The organism is Cyanobium sp. BA5m-21 (assembly GCF_024346235.1).
GTDB classification, from domain to species: domain Bacteria; phylum Cyanobacteriota; class Cyanobacteriia; order PCC-6307; family Cyanobiaceae; genus Cyanobium_A; species Cyanobium_A usitatum.
The window spans coordinates 11,186-31,036 of the sequence record NZ_JAGQCO010000006.1 but is presented as its reverse complement, the minus strand read 5'-3'; the positions used below and the strand labels follow the sequence as shown (position 1 = coordinate 31,036).

Sequence of the window (19,851 nt, the reverse complement as noted above, 5' to 3'; positions counted from 1 at the left end):
GGCTCAATTGGGTTTCTGCCGGCCTGCGTTCAAGGACTTCACCAAGCCCTGATCAACCAGGCCATTTTCATCCCGTGACCGAACACGCCAACGGCGGCAGCTTTGCTTGCTCCGTCGACATTGACGCGCCCGCCCAAACAACTGAAAAGAACGCATCCGAAAACAACACCGCTGAGATCAACTCAGCCGAGATCAATTCAGCCGAAAACAACTCAGCTGAAATCAAGACAGAAGCAACCTCTGCCTCGGGCTTTGCCCGCTTCGGCTTTGCCCCAGAACTGCTGAAGGCCCTTGAAGCCATCGGCTATCAGGAGCCCTCACCAATTCAGAAGGCCGCCATCCCCGAGCTGATGCTCGGCCGCGACCTGGTGGGACAGGCCCAGACAGGCACCGGCAAAACCGCTGCCTTCGCCCTGCCAATGCTGGCGGCCCTCGACCCCGAGCAGCGCAAGCCCCAGGTGTTGGTGCTCGCCCCCACCCGGGAATTAGCGCTGCAGGTAGCCGAGGCCTTCAACAGCTATGCCAGCCACCTACCCGGTGTGCGCACCCTGGCGATCTACGGCGGCGCTGATTTCCGCGACCAGATCCATCAGCTCAAGCGCGGCGTACAGATCGTGGTGGGCACCCCCGGCCGGGTGATGGACCACATGCGTCAAGGCACCCTCGATCTCTCCAGTCTTCGCGCCCTGGTGCTGGACGAGGCTGATGAAATGCTGCGCATGGGCTTCATCGACGACGTCGAATGGGTGCTCGAACAACTACCTGAGCAGCGTCAAGTGGTGCTGTTCTCTGCCACCATGCCGCCCGAAATCCGGCGCATATCACAGAAATATCTCAACGCGCCCGCTGAGATCACGATCAAGCAAAAGGCCGCCGATGCCACCCGCATTCGTCAGCGTTTCTTGATGGTGCATGCGCCCCACAAGCAAGCAGCCCTGGAGCGGGTACTGGAGGCAGAGACCAGTGAGGGTGTGATCATTTTTGCCCGTACCAAGGCGATCACGCTCACCGTGGCCGAATCGCTTGAACAGCACGGTTACGACGTTGCCGTGCTCAACGGCGACGTGCCCCAAGCCCAGCGAGAGCGCACGATCGAGCGGCTTAAGAGCGGCCAGGTGGACGTACTGGTAGCAACCGATGTGGCTGCCCGCGGGCTCGATGTAGAGCGGATCAGCCTGGTGATCAACTACGACATCCCCTTCGATTCGGAGGCCTATGTCCACCGCATTGGCCGGACCGGTCGAGCTGGCCGCAGCGGCGACGCTATCCTGTTCCTGACCCCGAGGGAGCGCCGTTTCCTGGGCGGCATGGAGCGGGCCGTGGGCAAGCCGATCGAAGAGATGGAGGTGCCAAGCAATGCCACCATCAATCAAAACCGGCTCGACCGGATGCGCACCAAGCTCACCAACTGCTTGCAAACCCCAGCCAGCAGCGAGCAGGAACGGGCCTTACTCAGTGAAATCCTGCAACGGGTTGCTCAGGAGCAGGGCTCCAGTCCTGAGCAGCTAGCCCTGGCGGCCCTAGAGCTGAGCCTGGTGGGCAAACCCCTGCTTTTGCAGGGCGAAGAGAACTTCCAACAAGTGCGTCAGAACGGTCCTGGCCGCGATGGAGGCCGCGATGGCGGTAGGGATGGCGGTCGCGACTTCGGCCGGGACCGGGGAAGGGGCCGGGAAATGGGTCGGGAGGTTGGCCGTGATGTAGGCAGGGGAGCTCCCAGGGGCGAACGCCCCGTGGGTCCGCCAGAGGACAACATGGAGCGCTTCCGGGTGGAACTGGGCTGGCGCGACCGCATCAAGCCCGGCAACATCGTGGGAGCCATTGCCAATGAGGCTGGTCTGAACGGGCGATCCATCGGCCGTATCCAGATTTTCGACACCCACAGCACCGTGGACCTACCCAAGGGCATGCCCGAGGATGTTTTCCAGGGTCTGCGCCAACTTCGGGTGATGAACAAACCCCTGCAGCTTTCCAGGTTCCAGGGATGAACTCCTCGGGCTTCCGCCCTTTTGCTCCATGAACCCCAGCCCCCCGCGCCCGGTTCTAATCGGACTGCTTTGCCTGGGGCTGGTGTCCTTGGTTCCCGCCAGCCGCTCTATCAGCGTTGCCGAGGTAGTGAAAGCCTTCTGCCTGTCGGCTTACCAGGCGGACCTGCAAAGGGAGGGCAAAGTTGCACCCGCTGCCCAACTCGACCGCACCTGCGCCTGCGTTGGTGAGCGAGTTGCAAAGGGCAGCGACGTGGAGGAAGCCCATGACGCCTGCGGGCGAACCCTGGACCAGCGCTCCGTGAGCAAGCCCAGCACCTAGCTCCGGGCGATGATCCGCCAGGCCAAAGCGCTTCAGGCGCAAAGGCTGGTTACGCCTCCCACACTCAGGCTGGTCAAATCAGTAATAGACAACCGTTCCACGGCGGCGATCAACGTCGATTGAACCTCTGCACTTTCGCAAGCAACCAGGCTCTGCAGCAGGTCAAAACGATCCTGGGTGGCAAGTTCGCCATCCTCACGCCAGGCGAGGCTCCAAGGCACAGGTGCTGTGATCATGGGTCCGCGTTGATCAGAGTTTGCTGACATTGGGACGACATCCGGGATCACCGGTTGAACCTCAGAGTCTCTTCAGAACCGCTTTACGGTTCTCCATGAAACGCCCCGCGAGTGCTAGCTGGGGGCCTGGCCACCCGGTATCATTTGCCGTGATTCAAAGGGTACGGCCTCTCTTTTGGCACCCCTAGTTCCCACTAGGACCACTAAGAACCGCAGCTTCGACCGAATCAGTTCCAGGATTTGCTCCAGTAATGACTATCTACGTTGGCAATCTTTCGTTCCAAGCTGAACGCGAGGACTTGCTTGATCTCTTCGGCCAATACGGAGAGGTGCGCCAGTGCAGCCTGCCCCTAGACCGAGAAACCGGTCGCAAGCGCGGTTTCGCTTTTGTCGAATTAGCCGACGATGCGGCCGAACAAAAGGCTATTGACGACCTTCAGGACGTCGAATGGATGGGGCGCATGATTCGTGTCAACAAAGCCACTCCCCGTGAAGGCGGCGGTGGCGGTGGCGGTGGCAATCGTGGTGGCGGCAATCGTGGTGGCGGTGGATATGGCGGCGATGGCGGTGGTGGCGGCAACCGCTGGTAAATCCAACCCCATCAGCCTGTACTGCAAGCTCTCTAGCTCCGCCCTGAGCGACACCAACCCTGCCGCGGAAGCGCCACGGCAGGGTTATTTTTTGCAGAGCGTCTAGCGGTGAAAGCGGTTGAAGACTCTGCTCTGCTCCATGGCATTTCCTGCAGGCCTGCGTCAACAACTTCATTAACTCGTTCGAGCCCGGCCACTCTAGGCAGCGGCAAGCCCCCATTTGTGAAAGGTTCGCTTGGTGCAATAGCTTTCAGGGGATGAGAACCCCTCCGGCCAAGCGGCCCCGCAAGCGGAGTAAACGCGGTGCCATGCTCCTGGCGATCGGAGTCGGCATGGGCGGAGGCCTGTTGCTGGCGGGGCCCCTCTCCGAACTGCTCAGCGACACCGCCTCAGGAGCAAATAACGCCATCACCAATCCGTTCGCGGCCTGGAGCGGCATCACCACCCAAGACATCCTGCTGCTCGGCACCGATGTGGGAGGTGGCAACACCGATGTGATCGCCAGCCTGCGAGTGGATGGGGGCATCACCCGGATCACCCAGATACCTCGGGACACCTACATCGAGGCAGAAGGCTACGGTCCCCACAAAATCAACTCCCTCTACAGCCTCGGGGGCACCGATCTGCTCAAACGGGAATTGGCCCGCAAGTTGGGTCGACCGATCACCCACCACCTAGTGGTGAACTTGTCTGCGATCCGGCGCATGGCCGACGCCCTCGGCGGCATCGAGGTGGACGTGCCGAAACGCATGGCCTACACCGACAACAGTCAGGGCCTATACATCGACTTGCAACCCGGCCTGCAAAATCTCAAAGGCCAAGACCTAGAAGGCTTCCTGCGCTTTCGCCACGATGAGATGGGCGACATCGGCCGACTGGAGCGCCAGCAAATAGCCCTACAGGCCCTCTTTCGCAAGCTCACCAGGCCAGAGCATCTGGTGCGCCTGCCAATCCTGCTGGCTGCAGCAGGTAAGGATCTGAAAACCGATCTGGGCCCCATGGAGCTGGGTGGCCTTATCACCGCCATGGGCACGACCCAGCTTGAAACCAAGCGACTGGGCGGACGGCCCTTCTATCGCGATGACATCAGCTATTGGGAAGCGGAGTGGCCCCAGCCGGTCCTGGATGGCTCCAACGAAGCTGAAAGCAGCGGCGATGGCCGCTATCGCTTCCTCTTCTGATCTGCTGCAGGATCAATGTCTGGCCGCGACTCGCCGTTGCTCCGCTGAGACAGGGTGATCAGGGCCAGAACCAGGGCCACCCCGGCAAGCAAGGGGGTGGAGGCGGCTACGGTCACCCCGAGGGCAGCCGTAAACCAGATCGAAGCCGCACTGGTGAGTCCGCGCACCTCAGGCAGGCCCCTCTTGTCAGCAGCAGGAGGCACCAGGATCTCGCCCGCCCCCAAGAAGCCAATTCCGGTGGCTACCCCCTGAATCACCCGGCTGCGGGCCTGGGGGTCGTCACCTGCCGCCAGCACCATCAGGCAGGCACTGAGACCGACCAACACATGCACCCGCAGGCGGTTGGGATGGCTGGTATTGCCGTGGTGGGCGCGGTTGATGCCCACGGCCAGGCCGCAAAGCACCGCCAGACCCAGACGCAGCAGGATCTGAAAATCAAGGGTGAAAGGCAATGATCCGGATCCAACCACCCCAATCATCGATCGCACTGGACGGGAACGCCAGAATCACCGCAAGGCTGTGATCCCTGTCCCGCGTGCTGAGCCACCCCGCCCTGCGCGCCGCCCTCAAGATCGGTTTGGCCGCCGCCCTCGCCGGCGCCTGGGCAATCAGCTTCCGCGATGTGCGCTTCGTCTGGTATCCGCTGTTGGCGGTGGTGATGTGTATGGACGAGACCGATACCCGGGTCCTGGCAGCGGCCCAGGGCCGGGTGCTGGGCACGATCGCCGCCGGCATCGTCAGTTTTCTGGTGCACACCCTTCTAAGTGGCTGGGTGGGGCTGACGGTGTCGTTGCTGGTGGTGGTGCCCCTGCTGCGGCTGATGCGCTGGCAGGCCGGCCTCGCCACCGGAATCGTGATGTGCTCGATGCTGTTTCTGGTGGCCGATTACGCCGAGCTCAACTGGCTCTACGTCGTCAACCGCACGGCCGACACTCTGGTGGGAGTGGCGGCCACCCTGCTGGTGAATGCCCTGTTCTGGCCCATCAACCGGCTCGCGGAGATGGGCCAACTGGAGCGGCAGCTGCGGAGTCTGCTGGGCCAACGCCTGGAGGCGATCCGCCGCCAGCTCAAAGATCCAGCAGCCGGCGACGGGCGAGCCAGTCAGCCGATCGTGGGTAGTCGCCTCTGCCAGCAACTCAACCAGCTGGTGAACGATGAGTTGCGCAGCAACCCCCGCGGCGCAGCCAAGCAGCATCACTGGCGCCAACGCAGCCTGCTCTGGGAGCGCATCAACCACCACAGCCTGCAGCTGCAGCGTCTTGGGCAGCTGTTACCCCCGGGGGCCCTGGCCTCGACCGCGACACCGTGGCTGGAGCGGCTGCCGGCACTGCTCGGCCCAAGCCCGGCGCCAGAGGTGCTGGGCCTGCCGGAACGGAAAAGCCTGCAGGAGCTCGCCCTGGCGCAGGGGCTTCCCCCCTTGTTGTTGCTGGCCCTCGACGATGAGTTGCAACGGCTCACCCGCAGTGCCCAGAGCCTGGCCCTGGCCAGCCGAGGACATGGAGTCCGGCCATGAAAGCTCCTCCCCTGATCACGCGAACCGACTTGCGGCTGGCCCTCACCGCCGGGCTCTCAGCTGGATTCGTGATCGTGCTGGGCCTCACCGATCCGTTCTACGCCCCGTTGGCTGTGGGGGCGGCCCTGGGAGGCACCGTGGGCGCCACCCGCTTGCTTGGAACCCAGCGGGTGCTGGGCACCCTTCTTGGGGGAGTGATCGTGGCGATCGGGTTCAACACCATGGGCCAAGCCCTGCCCCTGCCCCTGGGGGTGGCTGTAGCCCTTGCCCTGACACGGATCTTCGGAGGATCCCTCGGCCTGCGTTCCGGTTACAAAGTGGCCGGGCTCGTAGTAGCCATGGGCTGGACAGTTCACCATACCAATCTGGCCAGCTGGATTCCCACCCGCCTGGTGGTGACCCTGATAGGGGTGTTGGCCGCGTGGCTGGCGGTGAGCCAGATCTGGCCCAGCAGGGCCCTAGAGCAGCACCAGGAACACTCCCAGCGACTGTTCGGCGAGATCGCCAACCTGCTGCGTGAACGAGCCAGACTGTTGCTGGAGCAGCGGGAACTGGAGGCCAGCGCCCGTCTGCAGCGACGCAACCAGCTGGTTAATGCCACCCTCCAACTCCAGAACAAGCGCCAGGAGGCCAGCCAGGAGCTGGGCCGGGACGGCATGGGAGAAAGGATGCAGCGCCTCTGGGACCTGCAGGAGCAATGGCTCAGCGCCGTTATCAGCCAGTACCGAACCATGCTGCGCCTGCCGGTGGTGCCGTTGACCAGTCCCGGCCTGAAAGCCCTAATGGAAGCGGAACACTTTCTCCTCAAAGACCTAGCCGACCAACTCGATGGCTGGGCCAAGCACTGGCCCAGCGCCCCACCGCTGGGGGCCAATGCCGCCGCCGGTACGGACCTGGAGCGGCTGGAGCAGGCTGAAAAGTCAGCCTTCCAGGATCCCCTTGCCACAGCGGTGTTGCTGGGCAGCAGCGGTGGACGCCGGGCGATCACATGCCACCAACTGGTCGAAGCCAGCCGAGGCTTCGAGGCCGCTTGGGCTGCCGTGCCCTGAGCTGCCGTGCCCCGAGCTGCTGTGCGGGAAAGTGCACACCCCACCTAGGCAAGAGGACGTTCCATTCAGCAGACTGACCTACTTGAGGGGGCTAAACGGAACCACCGTGGCAATCCGCAACCGCGCCCTGACCCTGGTGCTGCTCGGCATCCTTCCGGCCCATGGGGCCCCGGCTGCCCTAGCAGCGTCGCTCCCAGCCCGCAAGTCCCCACCCCAGTCCACCGCGCTGATTGAGCGCAGCTGGCAGCGCCTGGATGCGGAGCTGCGGGCACTCGACCAGCTGCTCCCCACCGAGCCCGAGCCCCCGGTGGGCGACGTGCTCAGCACCCCGGAGCTGCCCGCCAACCTGATCCGGGCTAACCAACCCGCCGCCGGTCCGATCCAACCCGCCGACACGGTGACCGGTCCGCCGCTGGATCTGCCCAACCCCCAGCAGCTTCAGGCTGGCGGCGTTGCCAGCCTCAGCCTGGAGCAAGCCCTGGCCATCGCCTTCGCCAACAGCGCAACCCTGCAGGCCCAACGCGAGCAAGTGGCCGCCGCCTTGGCCAGCGTCCAGGCCGCCATGGGGACCTACTGGCCCACCATCAGCGCCTTTGCCAACGGTGGCTACGAGGGCAGCCGCACCACCACCACCGCGAAAAAGCCGAACGACAACCTGGGCTTTGGCCCCCAGTTCTCACCCACAGGGCTGCTCGACTCAACTGGAAACCCCACCGCCGGCCCCTTCTATGTGCCCAACGGCGGTTCCGTGGCGGCGACCTCCGGGGAATGGGGCGTTGAGGGGGACTGCAGCTCAACTACGCCCTGCTCGACTTTGCGCGCACGCCCACGGTTCGGGCGGCACGCGCAGTCCTTGAACGGCAGCGCAACACCTACGCCAACCAGCTCCGCTCCCTGCAACTGCAGGTGAGTGAGGCCTACTACTCCCTGCAGCAAGAGGAGCAGCTGGTGCGCGTCTACGACGCCAACCTGCGCAACGACTTGGTAGTCCTGCAGGACACGCTCGACCTCAAGCAGGCGGGTCTGGTGCCCAGGCTCGATGTGCTGCGGCGCCGGGCCATCCAGGCCGCCGATGAAGAGACCCTGATCCAGGCCCTGGCCGACCGGGCGGTGGCGCGCCGCCAACTGGCGGTGCTGCTCAACCTGCCCGCCAGCGTGACCCCCAGTCCCAGCGACCCGATCGTGGTGCAGCCCCGCTGGCCCCTCGATCTGGAGGCCAGCCTGCTGGCGGCCTACCGGGGCAATCCGGAGCTGGAGGCGATCCTGGCCACTCGAACGACTCTGCTCCAGCAGAGCCAGGCCACCGCTGCGGGCCTGCTGCCACGGTTGTCGCTGTTTGCCAACGCCGGCGGCAGCGGCTCCCAAACCAGCCTGGGCGACTTCGAGCTAGGTGGAGGGGGCTGCTGCGGCTCCACCGCCCTGCCCCTGAGCACCCCCAACGGTTGGGACTGGTCGGTGGGTTTGACCTTCACCTGGCTGCTGTTTGATGCCGGCACCACCGCAGGCCAGGCCCGTGCCCTGACCAAACAGGCCGCGGCCACCGCCCAGCAGTACGCCGCCACGCGCAATGACATCCGCCTGCGGCTCGAACAGGCCTTCTTTAACCACGAAGCCAGCCTGGCCAAGCTGAGTTCAGCCCGCAGAGGCGTGGCGGCTGCCCTGGAGGCCTTCCGTGACGTGCGGCTGCGCTACCTAACCGGCCTCGACAGCGAGCTCAATCTCTCCAATACCCAAGACCGCCTGATCAACAGCCTGGTGCGGCGGATCAACGCCACGGTCAACGTGAACATCACCTACGCGAAGTTGCTGAAGGAGCTGCTGCCGATGCCCCGGGATCCCAACGCGCCGATCCAGCCGCAGCTGCAGATCAGCAGCCAACCCTGAGCAGAGGAAATAACAATGGCCCTGGTGGACTCAGGCGCTTGGCCGCGACGACCACCAGCGCTCGACGCGATAGAGCAGCACCACCACCAGCACCACCAGCCAGAACCACAGCTCCGGCGGGTTGGCGTTGAACAGGATCAGCAGCAGCACCACCTCGCTGACCAACCAGGGGAACTCTTGCCGCAGCAGGGGGTTGCGGATCCGGGGAAAGGACGGCGACTTCAAAGGGGAGCTCATGGAACGGTGTTGGGCTGGCGCAAGAAAGGCAGGTTCCAGCGTTGATCGATCCAGGGAGTGCGGTAGCCACCGGTGAGCGAACGCAGGCCGGGGATCACGTAGCTGATCGGCGAGCGCCACTCCACGTAGGCATGGGTCGACACCGTGAGGCCCTCGCGGATTGGGAAGACGCCGCTCCCCCCCGAGAGAGTCCAGCGATAGTCATCGACGCTGGAGGGATCCCGTTCCAGCTCAATTTCGCTACGCATCACCGGGCCGTTCTTGGTGAGTTCCTGGGCCAGCTGGGCGTTGCCGGTGGTCGTGGCGATGTCGTCCTCGGTGGCGGGCAGGGTGAGCACCTGCGTCACCTTGCCCACGATGCCGCCAAAGCGGCCGCGCTGGTTCCACTGCGGCACCACCTCCACGGGCAGCCCCAGCGGCAGGCGGCGGGCATCGGCGGGCGCGAAGTAGGACACCACCCGCAGCGGGCGGTCTTTGGCGCTGGGTTGCTCAGGCCGACCGATCGTCCCAAGCCGCTGGCCGGTGCCCACTGTCTGGCCGGCGATCACCTGCAGATCCAGCACCGTGCCGTCCCGGTCGGCATGCACCTTGCCGTCGAAGCTGATCTTGGCCTCGGTCACCTGGATCTGGCGCTTGAGATCGTCGATCTGATAACGGCGCTGCAGGGCCTGGGTTTCGATGCTGAGCTTCACCTGCTGGTAGTTGGTCACCACGTTCTTCTCGTTGATCTTCACGTCATCGAGATTCACGCTGGTGCTGGTGAGCCCCTGCTCCGCCGACACCACCTCAGAAGACAGCGGAGCCACCACCTCGCGCTGGGCCAGCCAATCAAGGTTGCGCAGTTTGCTGGCGTAGGTCGACTGCAATTCGCCGTAGCGACGGCGATCGTCGGAAAACTTGGCCAGAGACGTATCCAGGGCCCGCTTTTCGGTGAGCAGACGCAGGGCATCGCGCTCGTCGAGCTGGGCGTTATGGCGCTCCAACTGACGCAGGTTGCCGCGCTGCTGGTCGAGCTGGCGCTCCAGCACCGGCAGATACAGCTGCATCAGCACCTGGCCGCGCGCCACCGGCTGCCCCTCCTTGACGAACAACTCCCGCACCTGGCCGCCGGCACGGGCGTTGAGGATGCCGGCGTTGTCGGGGTAGATCAACACGCCCATGCCTTCCACCTCGGTGGGCACTGGCCAGAACAGGGCCCACAGCACCAGCACACCGCCCACCCCCGCCAGGCTCACGCCCACCTGATTGTGATCGCTCAGCCCTTGCCCGCGGGGCTTGGGCGCTGCTGCGGGGGGGCTGGGCTGAGTCATGGCGCCCAGCTTGCAGGATTAAAAGGCACCTGTCAGGCCCAGCTGCTGCAGGCGCCGCGTTGCCGCAGCTGCCTGCGCTCCCCCCGACACCAGGACCTGGGCCAGCAGGGGCGCCAACACCGGCACCTGGCTGAACCCCGCACTAAAGCCAGTGAACATCCACAAATCCGGCGCATCTGCCAGCGGACCCACCAGGGGCAAGCCCTCGCTGCAGAAGGCCACGGCCGCTTGGCGCAAGCAACCAGGCAACGCCGCTAGCGGTGCCCCCCAGGCTTGCGCCGCCAATTCTTGGCGCAGTTGCCTTTCCACCTCCAGAGGCGGCGGCTCTGGGCCCAGCTCCAGGCCTGGCCGCACCAGGGTGTGCTGGCCAAGCAGGGCCCCTTCTGCCCGGGGCACCAAACCGCCATCCACCAGCCACTCCGGCTGGCTCAGGCCAGCGGCGCGCCGCTCCAGGGCGACCCGCCCAAAGCTGACCGGCAGCCAGGCAGCCGCGCTGCCCAGCGGCGCCGGGAAGGAGGCCAGCTGCAGCGCCGCCGCCCAGCTGCTGCGCAAGCGCTTAGGCAGGGCCGGCCAGAGCTGGCGGCAGTGAGCACCTGCCGCCAGCACCAGCTGGGCAGCCGGCAGGCTGGAGCCATCACTGAGGGTCAATTCCCAGCCTGCCCCAGCCTGCGGCTCCAAGCGCTCCACCCGGCCCGTTTTGCACCTCACTCCGGCCGCCGCCAGCACCAGCGGCAAGCGCGCCGTCAGCACGGCGGAATCCACCTGGGCGAAGGGCAGCGGCCACCAGGCACTAACGGGGCGCCAACCGGCGGCAGCCCCGTGCAAACGCAAGCGGCAGGGCCGCCAGCCCAGGTCACCATGGCGTTCTTGCAGAAACCGCCAGCGCTTAGAGGCCCCGGCCGCCAAACGAGCTAAAGGGGTTGGAGCCAGGGGCCATCCCGGCAGAGCGCCATAACTGAGCTCTGAAGCGGAGCAAAGCCCATTGCTGGCGGGCGCATCGACGACCGTCACCGACGACCCCAACTCCCGCAACGCCAAGGCCAACAGACCACCAGCTACCCCACCGCCAACGATCACCACATCGGCGGGGGCCGAAGCCGTCACACCAGCAGGGTGAAAGAGGTGACGACCTGATGGAACATGTCCTTCACCTTGGCCCAACGAATCTCGTTGGTGCTGGCCGCAAACGTATATAGCCGGCCGCGATCGAGCACAACGGTGGCCAACTCGTGGCGGTCGCGGTCTTCAAGGTGCACGGCATATTCAAGGTCGTAAAAGGTGCGGGGACCTTCCTGCCGCTCGGACGCTTCCACCAGCTCAGCCTGGCGGCCACTGCCCTCAGGGGCAATCACGGTGCGGCGCAGCTGCTCGCCGACCGCCACAGCGCTGCCCAGCTTTTCCAAGTCGTTGGTGGGGTTCACCTCCGAGATCACCAGGCTGAGGGTTTCATCGCTGTTGATCAGGTCGTGGAACACCACCTGGGGGCCGCCACTCACCTGCACCCGCGTCCAACCGGTGGGATAGAGGAAGGCATAGCGGCCATCGGGGCTCTGGAAACCATTGAGCCCGGCTGCCGCAGCACTGCAAGCAACCAGCAGCCCCGCCAGCACCAAGGCAACCAGACGAGGCATAAAGGCGCGTAGGCCAGCCCGATTGCAAAAACCAGCCTGATTGCAAAAAACAGCCATGGCTCAAGGCGCGTTGCGTGGCGCCATTCTGCTGGGCAGCCGAGCCCCCAGGGGTCAGCATGGGCTCCTGATCTCCAGTCTCCCCATGCCACGCCAATCCACCTGGGTGGACCGGCAGCAGCGTCGTCACGACTCCCGCTTCTTCCGCCTGCTGGACGGCTCCTTTCTGTTCCGCCTGGCCCTATCTGGTGCAGCGGCCATGGCGCTGCTGCTGGTGGTGAACAGCTATGCCACCTGCCGCAACAACCGCTGGGCCCCGGGGTGCCTTTGGCGGGATGCGGAGGCCCTGATCAGCGTCGGCAATGTGGAATCTCTGAGCATCGTGACGGCCGCCTTCCTCTACGTCCTGGAAGCTCAAAAACGGCGCCAACGCGACAACATCGAGGCCTACGAGCTGCTGATGAACTGCAATGCCTCCGGCGTCAAATGGCTGGTGGGGCGTATTTCTGCTCTAGAGATCCTGAACAGTTCCGGGCTCCCAATCGACGGCCAGCAGCTAGCGGGCTTTGACCTACGCAATCTGCAGGCTGCCAACGGCCACTGGCACAACGTCAACCTGGAAGGGAGCGTGCTGCGCCGAGCCAACCTGGCAGGCACCGATCTGAGCGGATCCAACCTGCGCGGTGCTGATCTGCGCGATGCCGACTTGCGCGGCGCGATCCTTGTAGGTGCCGATCTTGAGGAAGCCCTGCTGGACGGTGCCCTGCTGGACGGTGCCCTGCTGGAAGGTGCCCAACTTGATGGGGCAGAACTTGATGGAGCACAACTTGATAGGGCCAGCCTCGATAGCGGTGCCCCTAATCCCAGCTGATCGAGCTGGCTGCCTAAGTTCTGAGCAATTGCGGCGGACTGCTGAGCGGCTTTACCCGCCCCCTGGCCAGGCTGATCGACCAGTTCGAGCGCTTACCTGGCATTGGCCCCCGCACGGCCCAGCGGCTTGCTCTGCACCTTTTGCGCCAGCCTGAGGAGCAGGTTCGCAACTTCGCCGACGCCCTGCTGGCGGCCCGCAGCCAGGTGGGCCAGTGCAAGTGCTGCTTCCACCTCTCGGCCGAGCCGATCTGTGAGATCTGCCGCAACGAAGAACGCGGCAACGGCCAGCTTTGTGTTGTGGCCGATTCCCGCGACCTGCTGGCGATGGAGCGCACCCGGGAGTTCAAGGGGCACTACCACGTGCTCTGCGGCTTGATCTCACCAATGGATGGCATCGGCCCCGAGCTGCTGCAGATCCAGCCCCTGGTGAACCGGGTCGACAAGGAGTCCATCACTGAAGTGATCCTGGCGCTGACTCCGAGTGTGGAAGGGGACACCACCAGCCTCTATTTAGCCCGGCTGCTCAAACCATTCACCACCGTGAGCCGCATTGCCTACGGCTTGCCCGTCGGCAGCGAGCTGGAATACGCCGACGAGGTAACCCTGGCCCGGGCCTTTGAAGGTCGGCGCCAGATGGAGTAACGCCCATGACGCGCTACAGCGCCATCCACCCCACGGAACGGCTACCTGAGTGGCTGCGGCGTCCGGTGGGCAATGCCTCAGCCCTGGAAAACGTGCAGGGATTGGTGAAGCAGCAACGGCTGCACACCATCTGCGAGGAGGGCCGCTGCCCCAACCGAGCCGAGTGCTACGCCGCTGGCACCGCCACCTTTTTGCTGGGAGGCTCGATCTGCACCCGCAGCTGCGCCTTCTGCCAGGTGGACAAGGGCCAGCCCCCCCAGCCCCTAGACGCAGGCGAGGCCGAGCGGGTGGCCGAGGCAATTGCCGCGCTCCAGCTCTCCTATGTGGTGCTCACGGCCGTGGCCCGCGACGACCTGGCCGACCACGGCGCCCACCTATTCACCACCGCCATGGGGGCGATCCGCCAGCGAACACCCGGAGTGGGCATTGAAGTGCTCACCCCCGACTTCTGGGGCGGCCATCGCGACGAACAGGAGGGGTTGGCGGCCCAACGCCAACGGCTGGCCGCAGTGCTGGCGTCGCAGCCCGCCTGCTTTAACCACAACCTCGAAACCGTGGAGCGCCTTCAGGGGGAGGTGCGCCGGGGCGCCACCTACCGCCGCTCCCTGGCCTTGTTGGCCGCTGCCCGCGAACTGGCGCCCGCCATCCCCACCAAGAGTGGGCTGATGCTGGGGCTGGGCGAAACCGAAGCCGAGGTGCTGCAGACGATGGGCGACCTGCGATCAGTCGATTGCCAGCGCCTCACCCTGGGCCAATACCTGCGCCCATCCCTTGCCCACATTCCGGTGGCTCGCTACTGGACTCCAGAAGAATTTGATCAGCTGGGAGCCATCGCCCGAGAGCTGGGGTTTGAGCAAGTGCGCAGCGGGCCACTGGTGCGTAGCAGTTATCACGCAGCCCCTCAACCGACCAGCAATCGATAGGCGGCATCAAGGCGATGGAAGGCCGTCACCTCTCCACCTAGATCGGGGTGGTGATTTTTAGCCAGTCGCCGGTAAGCCCGCCGGATCTCGGCAGGGCTGGCACCGGGCGCCAAGCCCAGTAGTGCTAGGGCTTGCTGGCGAGGATCAGCTGCGCTGGCGGTTGTGCCAGAGCTGTCTGGGCTGCGTCGCAGCAACTCCTCCACGACCCGCATTGGGGCCTCCTCCAGCCACTCCGGAGCGCGCGGACCATAGAGCGCAAAGGCCGCTCGCACAGCCCAACGCCAGCGGCAGTGGGGTCCCCGCAAGGCCTCAACCAGCTCAGAGCCCAGGCCGGGGCAGCGGCGGTTTAGCTCCTGTTCCAGCTCGAGTCGCGGATCCCACCACTGGCTGCGCAACTCCTCCACCAAACCCCGCAAGCCAGCGGGCGGCCCCAGGCGCAGCTCCTGCCAGCGGGGATGGGATGCCATGGCAGCTCCCCAGCGCTCCAGCCGGGCCGCGGTGATCCCGTGGGAAGCAGCGGAGGTGACGCGGCTGCGGGCCCGATTGGGTGACCAGGCTTGCTGGGGCGACCAATCGTGCTGCTGCGACCAAGCGTGCTGGTCCAACTGCTGCCTCAGAGCCCGCACCTCCCGGCGCAGGCTCTCGTTTTCGGCCAGTAGCTCCTCCAGATTGGCCGTAACCGGAGGGGAGGTTGCAGAGGGGCGCCAGTGGCGGGGATCAAAACCCATCCGACCCCCTACCTCAACCCAGGCCGCCATTGTTGCGGAGCATGGCGATGCCAGCAGCGGCATACTTGCCCCAACGCCGCTCCAAGCCAGTGGCAAGCCCCATCTGGAGCCTGTAAGCGTTTGAGCGGCGCGGCACGATCTCCCAAACGCCTGCTGGCACCCCTACTGCTGCTGGCAAGCCATGGGCTGCTGCCGCATTCAGTTTTGGCCGAGCCAGCGCCAACAGCCAGCTGGCTCGACCTCGACTTCAACCTGCAGGCCCAGCCCCTGGCCAACCCCAGCGGTGGCGAGCGTCAAGGCGCCAGCTGGATGCAGCAGCTCACCTTGGGTGCAACATTCAGCAGCGGGCTGGCCAAGGAGCCGCAGCAGTGGCAGGAGGCCGACCACTGGCGCACCAACCTGCAGCTGATGCTGTTCAGCGGTGATGCCAACTACGCAGAGAGCCTCGGCGCCGCCTTCCCCCTGCAGAGCACGGCCCACCCCACCGGCCTCTGGCTCACCGAAGCCAGCGTGGAGCGCCAGCCAGGCCAAGGCGGTATCGGCATCAAGGCCGGGGTGTTCTCGCTCAATCCCGGTTTCGTGAGAGCACCGGTGCTTGATGCCTACGTGCACTCAGCCCTGAACGACACCCTCAACCTCAGTGTTGATGGGCTGCCAATCAACCCCTACACCGCGCCTGGCCTGCAGCTGAGTTGGCGACCGGAGCCTGCCGGCCGCTGGGGCGAATGGCACTACGGCGCCTTTCTGCTGGATCCCGAATACAGCCTGGCTTCCCTATTCGGCGTCAACCCCGACCAGCAGCGCCTAAACGGCCACCTCCAGATAGTGCAGTGGCGCTATGAACGCTTACCGGGAGCGGCGGCGATGCAAAAGCCAATCCGCGCCGGCGACCAGCAAATCACCCGCCAGCTGCCGCCGCCCCTCCTACAAATCGCCAGCGGCTACGTCGACAACCGCAGCACAGGCAACCTGGATGGCGCCGCCATGGCCACCCTCACCATGGCGGCGCCGCTACCGCTGGGGCTCGACAACCGCTTCTGGCTGGGCGTAAACGCCGGCTTTGAGTGGGACACCAACCCCATACCCCTATTTATCGGTGGGGGCTGGCTCAGTCAGGGGCTAGTGCCAGGCCGCCCCCTCGACGTGCTGGCCCTAGGGATCGGCAGCAGCCGCTTCAGCCCCAGCCTCTCGCCTGGCCAAAGCAGTGAAACCGTGCTCGAGCTCAACTACAGCTGGCTGGTGAACGCCAACCTCAGCCTTCAGCCGGTGCTGCAACTGATCCTCAACCCCGATGGCAGCAACGCCGAACCGATCCTGGCGGCCGGCATCAGCTTGCAGCTGCAGTTTTGAAGCAGCTGCAAGCTGATGCCGGCTTCGAAGTTGATCAACCCAGGCCCAGCCGCCGTCCACTGCGGCGCAACACCTCTGTGCAATCGGCCCGCATCAACAGACCAGCGCCTCCCCAGATCAGCCGGGGGGCCAGATCGGCAACACCGGCATCGAGCTCCCGCAGGGGGCTGAAGCCCAGCTGGCGGAAGTAGCGCACCAGTCGGCGGTGCTGGGCCTCGCTGTCACGGATGGCCAGGATCGTGGCCTGGCGGCAGGGGGTTGCCTCCAGGGCCCAGGCAAAGGTGGCCGCCCAGATCAGCGGGCCCACCGCAGCAACCTGGTCACCCTGCACCCGCATCGTGTCGAGCCGCAGGCCAGCGGCCGCAGGCAGGGCCCAGCCCTTCATCTCACCCAGCAGCACCAACCTCTCCCCCTCCCTGCGCGCCACCCCCAGCCGCAGGCTCCAGGCCACCCCAGCTGGCCGGCCCACCTGCAGGCGCAGCAACAGACCGCGCCGACTGGCCTCGGCCTCCAGCTCGACCAGACTCGGTGCTGGCAGAGGGCTGGTCATGGCCGCCACGGCTCAGCCAGCCGCACCGCCTCTGGGGGCAGGGCGCCGTAGAGATGGGGGAACAGCTCCCCGCCCGTGCTGCCGGCGTTCGGGGCAGCCGGCTCAAAGCGCACCTCCAAACCGGCAGCGGCAAGGCGCTGGGGATCAATCGTGAGCAACAACACCTCAGCGGCGGGCAGATCGGCGTACAAGCGGCTAGCGGTGGCCGGCACCTGGTGCGCTGAGCTGAGGTGGATGAAGCCCACCGATTCCAAAGCCAACCCACGGGTGGAGCGGCAATAGGCGCCAGCCGCCCGGGCCGCCTGCCACTCCTGCCGCAGCGCCAGGTGATACAGCAAGCCAGGTGAGCGCCAAGGGGTCCGCGCCGCCCACGGAAACTCCTGCACCGCCCCCAGCTCCGGGGAAGCCAAAAACCGACCCAGCCAGGCCTGGAGCGCCGCCAACTGCGGCTCGGCGTCAAAGCCCGCCGGATCCACCAGGCGGAACTGGCGCACGAAGGGCAGCAAGGCCCAGTCGGCCAGGCAAGGGCGATCGCCGAGCAGCCAGCCTCCTGCCCCCAGTTGCTCGTTCCAGCGGCGCAGGATCGTGAGGCCAGCAAGCCGGTTGGTGCTGGCTGGCTCCCCTGGATAGCGATCTGGGTATTTGAACCGATCGAGATACTGCTTGAAGGGGCCGTCGTTGGCGGCGATCAGTGAATCCATATCGGCCAGCTGGGCAGGGCTCCAGCCCGCCAACCAGCCGAGGGGGTCGCGGCGCTCCAGGGCCCAGCGCATGATTGCCAGGCTTTCATCCAGCACCTGAGCCCCCAGCACCAGCACTGGCACCGTGCCCTTGGCGGAGGCCTCAAGCAGCTCGGGTGGCTTGGCCTTGAGGCTCACCTCGCGCAACTCCAAGTCCTGGCCAGGCTGCAGGCCCGCGGCAGCTAAAGCCAGCCGCGCCCGGATCGCGTAGGGACAGCGGCGGAAGCTATACAAAATTGGCTGGTGATCAGCCAACGGGGCGCCCACCGAGGTGGCACTCACCCCGCTGGCGGGCTCGCTCCATCTGGCGCTGACGCTCGGCGAAGCGCTGCCGATCAGCGTCGCTGAAGCGCTCGAGGCAGTGGCGGCAGCTCACCCCGGCCACGTAGCTGGCCAGCGCACGATCGGCAGGCGAAAGCGGCAGGCCGCAGGCATGGCAAACGCTGTGCTCACCGGGCTCGAGCTGGTGGTTGACGGCTACCCGCTTATCAAACACAAAGCACTCGCCCCGCCAGCTACTTAGCGGCTCGGGGATCTCCTCGAGGTAGCGCAGGATGCCCCCCTCAAGGTGGTGCACCCCGGCAAAACCCTGCTGCTGCAGGTAGGCCGTGGCCTTCTCACAGCGGATGCCACCGGTGCAGAACATCGCAATCGCCCGGGGCTGGCGCTGCTCAACCAGCGGCCTGAGCTCCCGCTCCACCCACTGGGGAAACTCGCGAAAAGTTGCGGTGCCCGGATCAATCGCACCCTCAAAGCTGCCGATCGCCACCTCGTAGGAGTTGCGGGTGTCAATCACCAGGGTGTCGGGGTCGGCGATCAAGGCATCCCACTGCCCAGGGGGCACGTGGGTGCCTACCTCCGAGGCCAAATAGGGACTCACCTGGGGCTCACCCATGGTCACGATTTCGCGCTTGAGCCGCACTTTGAGCCGGTGGAAAGCCTGAATCTCCGAGCGGCTGAACTTGGCTTCCAACCGCTCCAGGCCTGCCACCTGCCGCAGCCGAGCCAGCAGCGCCTGCACGCCAGCATCTGCTCCGGCAATCGTGCCGTTTACCCCCTCAGCCGCCAGCAGGATCGTGCCGCTTACCCCCTCGGCTGCCGCCAGGTCGCCCAGCTCACGCTGCAGGTCTGGCAGGCCCTCAAGGGCGGCGAAGCGATAAAACGCCGCCACCAGCACACTCATCCGCCCACCTGCACGCCGGCAGCGGCCAGGAGCTCCCGGTCGGCCTCGACTGCTGGATTGGAGGTGGTGAGCAGGGTGTCGCCGTAAAATATCGAATCAGCACCAGCGAGCAGGCAAAGAATCTGGGCTTCCCGACCCAGCTGCTCGCGGCCTGCACTGAGCCGCACGCGCGCCTGGGGCATCAAGATCCGGGCCGTGGCCACCATCCGCACCAGCTCTAGGGGGTCGACCGGCGGCAGGTCTTCTAAGGGGGTGCCCTCCACCGCCACCAGGGCATTGATAGGCACGCTCTCCGGGTGTGGATCCAGGTTGGCCAGCACCTGCAGCAGCCCGGCCCGGTCGGCGTCGGTTTCGCCCATGCCGATGATGCCGCCACAACAGAGGGTGATGCCGGAGCGCCGCACCCGGGCCAGGGTCTCCAGCCGCTCCTGGTAAGTGCGGGTGGTGATGATCCGGTCGTAGTGCTCGGGGCTGGTGTCGAGGTTGTGGTTGTAGGCGGTGAGACCGGCCTCAGCTAGGCGCTCGGCCTGGGAATCGCTCAGCATGCCGGCGGTCACACAGGCCTCCAGGCCCAGCTCGCGCACGCCGCGCACCATCTGCAGCATTGCCTCAAAGGGAGCGCCGTCGCGGATTTCACGCCAGGCCCAGCCCATGCAGAAGCGATGGGCCCCGGCTTGCTTGGCGGCCCGGGCCCGCTCCAGCACCGGCTCCACCTCCAGCTCCGGCCGGCCCGCCACATCGCTGCTGTTGTGCAGCGACTGGGGGCAGTAGGCGCAGTCCTCTTCGCAGCCGCCGGTCTTGACGCTGAGTAGGGAGGCCAGCTGCACGTGGTAGCCGGGGTTGGCGGCGCGGTGCACCTGCTGGGCCTGCCAAAGCAACTCCATCAGCGGCTGCTCCAGCAGCGCCTGGATTTCAGAACGGGACCAGTCGTGA

23 protein-coding genes are annotated in these 19,851 nt (G+C 65.7%); 12 read left to right on the top strand and 11 right to left on the bottom strand.

What is annotated here, in order from left to right; genetic code table 11:
- Positions 1-74: 74 nt before the first annotated feature.
- Together KBY72_RS03140 and KBY72_RS03135 are read left to right on the top strand one after the other, a co-directional pair.
- Positions 75-1,985, top strand: coding sequence for a DEAD/DEAH box helicase (locus KBY72_RS03140; RefSeq protein ID WP_254960305.1), 1,911 nt, complete (start codon positions 75-77; stop codon positions 1,983-1,985).
- A 28-nt stretch (positions 1,986-2,013) separates the two neighbouring features.
- Complete coding sequence (locus KBY72_RS03135; RefSeq protein WP_254960304.1) at positions 2,014-2,304, top strand: hypothetical protein; 291 nt, start codon at positions 2,014-2,016, stop codon at positions 2,302-2,304.
- A 32-nt stretch (positions 2,305-2,336) separates the two neighbouring features.
- On the opposite strand, the gene KBY72_RS03130 is transcribed toward KBY72_RS03135, so the two are convergent.
- Positions 2,337-2,540 (bottom strand): hypothetical protein, encoded by a 204-nt coding sequence (locus KBY72_RS03130; RefSeq protein ID WP_254941943.1) that lies wholly within the window; start codon positions 2,538-2,540, stop codon positions 2,337-2,339.
- A gap of 251 nt (positions 2,541-2,791) precedes the next feature.
- Between KBY72_RS03130 and KBY72_RS03125 the strand changes: the two genes are divergently transcribed.
- Both KBY72_RS03125 and KBY72_RS03120 read left to right on the top strand, forming a co-directional pair.
- On the top strand, positions 2,792-3,130 hold the full coding sequence (locus KBY72_RS03125; protein ID WP_254960303.1) for an RNA recognition motif domain-containing protein: 339 nt from the start codon (positions 2,792-2,794) through the stop codon (positions 3,128-3,130).
- Positions 3,131-3,438: 308 nt separating this feature from the next.
- The gene (locus KBY72_RS03120) at positions 3,439-4,311 is read left to right on the top strand and encodes an LCP family protein (RefSeq protein WP_254931856.1); all 873 of its coding nucleotides are present in this window, start codon (positions 3,439-3,441) and stop codon (positions 4,309-4,311) included.
- On the opposite strand, the gene KBY72_RS03115 is transcribed toward KBY72_RS03120, so the two are convergent.
- Positions 4,293-4,763, bottom strand: coding sequence for an MgtC/SapB family protein (locus KBY72_RS03115; protein WP_254931857.1), 471 nt, complete (start codon positions 4,761-4,763; stop codon positions 4,293-4,295). The two genes, KBY72_RS03120 and KBY72_RS03115, sit on opposite strands and share 19 nt — an antisense overlap.
- A gap of 83 nt (positions 4,764-4,846) precedes the next feature.
- On the opposite strand from KBY72_RS03115, the gene KBY72_RS03110 reads away from it, so the two are divergent.
- From KBY72_RS03110 to KBY72_RS03095, 4 genes are all read left to right on the top strand, one after another.
- Positions 4,847-5,824 carry an aromatic acid exporter family protein gene (locus tag KBY72_RS03110; RefSeq protein WP_254931858.1) on the top strand — a complete coding sequence of 326 codons (978 nt, stop codon included), beginning with the start codon at positions 4,847-4,849 and terminating at the stop codon, positions 5,822-5,824.
- Positions 5,821-6,873 (top strand): FUSC family protein, encoded by a 1,053-nt coding sequence (locus KBY72_RS03105; protein WP_254931859.1) that lies wholly within the window; start codon positions 5,821-5,823, stop codon positions 6,871-6,873. The genes KBY72_RS03110 and KBY72_RS03105 overlap by 4 nt, the downstream gene beginning before the upstream one ends.
- Before the next feature lie 106 nt (positions 6,874-6,979).
- Positions 6,980-7,783, top strand: coding sequence for a TolC family protein (locus KBY72_RS03100; protein WP_254993063.1), 804 nt, complete (start codon positions 6,980-6,982; stop codon positions 7,781-7,783).
- A complete protein-coding gene (locus tag KBY72_RS03095) occupies positions 7,678-8,757 on the top strand; it encodes a TolC family protein (RefSeq protein WP_254960347.1) in 1,080 nt (359 codons plus the stop codon). The genes KBY72_RS03100 and KBY72_RS03095 overlap by 106 nt, the downstream gene beginning before the upstream one ends.
- A gap of 30 nt (positions 8,758-8,787) precedes the next feature.
- Here the strand turns inward: KBY72_RS03095 and KBY72_RS03090 are convergent, their stop codons facing one another.
- The 4 genes from KBY72_RS03090 to psbP are packed head-to-tail and all read right to left on the bottom strand — an operon-like array spanning position 8,788 to position 11,935.
- Complete coding sequence (locus KBY72_RS03090; RefSeq protein ID WP_254931861.1) at positions 8,788-8,994, bottom strand: hypothetical protein; 207 nt, start codon at positions 8,992-8,994, stop codon at positions 8,788-8,790.
- Positions 8,991-10,304 carry an NHLP bacteriocin system secretion protein gene (locus tag KBY72_RS03085; protein WP_254931862.1) on the bottom strand — a complete coding sequence of 438 codons (1,314 nt, stop codon included), beginning with the start codon at positions 10,302-10,304 and terminating at the stop codon, positions 8,991-8,993. The genes KBY72_RS03090 and KBY72_RS03085 overlap by 4 nt, the downstream gene beginning before the upstream one ends.
- 18 nt (positions 10,305-10,322) lie before the next feature.
- Entirely contained in the window at positions 10,323-11,408 is a 1,086-nt protein-coding gene (locus tag KBY72_RS03080) for an FAD-dependent oxidoreductase (protein WP_254960300.1), read from the bottom strand.
- Positions 11,405-11,935 carry a photosystem II reaction center PsbP gene (gene psbP, locus KBY72_RS03075; RefSeq protein WP_254941218.1) on the bottom strand — a complete coding sequence of 177 codons (531 nt, stop codon included), beginning with the start codon at positions 11,933-11,935 and terminating at the stop codon, positions 11,405-11,407. The genes KBY72_RS03080 and psbP overlap by 4 nt, the downstream gene beginning before the upstream one ends.
- Before the next feature lie 142 nt (positions 11,936-12,077).
- Here psbP and KBY72_RS03070 point away from each other — a divergent pair, with 142 nt between their 5' ends.
- From KBY72_RS03070 to lipA, 3 genes are all read left to right on the top strand, one after another.
- Positions 12,078-12,803 (top strand): pentapeptide repeat-containing protein, encoded by a 726-nt coding sequence (locus KBY72_RS03070; protein ID WP_254960298.1) that lies wholly within the window; start codon positions 12,078-12,080, stop codon positions 12,801-12,803.
- 62 nt (positions 12,804-12,865) lie between these two features.
- Positions 12,866-13,444, top strand: a complete 579-nt coding sequence (gene recR, locus KBY72_RS03065) for a recombination mediator RecR (protein WP_254960346.1) — start codon at positions 12,866-12,868, stop codon at positions 13,442-13,444.
- Positions 13,445-13,449: 5 nt separating this feature from the next.
- The gene (lipA, locus tag KBY72_RS03060; RefSeq protein WP_254960297.1) at positions 13,450-14,367 is read left to right on the top strand and encodes a lipoyl synthase; all 918 of its coding nucleotides are present in this window, start codon (positions 13,450-13,452) and stop codon (positions 14,365-14,367) included.
- Here the strand turns inward: lipA and KBY72_RS03055 are convergent.
- Entirely contained in the window at positions 14,346-15,095 is a 750-nt protein-coding gene (locus KBY72_RS03055) for a J domain-containing protein (RefSeq protein WP_254993046.1), read from the bottom strand. The genes lipA and KBY72_RS03055 overlap by 22 nt on opposite strands.
- 120 nt (positions 15,096-15,215) lie before the next feature.
- Here KBY72_RS03055 and KBY72_RS03050 point away from each other — a divergent pair, with 120 nt between their 5' ends.
- Positions 15,216-16,445: a carbohydrate porin gene (locus tag KBY72_RS03050; RefSeq protein ID WP_254960294.1), complete on the top strand. Its 1,230-nt coding sequence runs from the start codon at positions 15,216-15,218 to the stop codon at positions 16,443-16,445.
- A gap of 34 nt (positions 16,446-16,479) precedes the next feature.
- On the opposite strand, the gene KBY72_RS03045 is transcribed toward KBY72_RS03050, so the two are convergent.
- The 4 genes from KBY72_RS03045 to bioB are packed head-to-tail and all read right to left on the bottom strand — an operon-like array spanning position 16,480 to position 19,802.
- Positions 16,480-16,995 (bottom strand): hypothetical protein, encoded by a 516-nt coding sequence (locus KBY72_RS03045; protein WP_254960292.1) that lies wholly within the window; start codon positions 16,993-16,995, stop codon positions 16,480-16,482.
- Entirely contained in the window at positions 16,992-18,017 is a 1,026-nt protein-coding gene (locus tag KBY72_RS03040) for a DUF952 domain-containing protein (protein ID WP_254960290.1), read from the bottom strand. The genes KBY72_RS03045 and KBY72_RS03040 overlap by 4 nt, the downstream gene beginning before the upstream one ends.
- Positions 17,983-18,918, bottom strand: coding sequence for a rhodanese-related sulfurtransferase (locus KBY72_RS03035; protein ID WP_254960288.1), 936 nt, complete (start codon positions 18,916-18,918; stop codon positions 17,983-17,985). The genes KBY72_RS03040 and KBY72_RS03035 overlap by 35 nt, the downstream gene beginning before the upstream one ends.
- Positions 18,915-19,802, bottom strand: coding sequence for a biotin synthase BioB (bioB, locus tag KBY72_RS03030; protein WP_396121813.1), 888 nt, complete (start codon positions 19,800-19,802; stop codon positions 18,915-18,917). The genes KBY72_RS03035 and bioB overlap by 4 nt, the downstream gene beginning before the upstream one ends.
- Between the last annotated feature and the right edge of the window lie 49 nt (positions 19,803-19,851).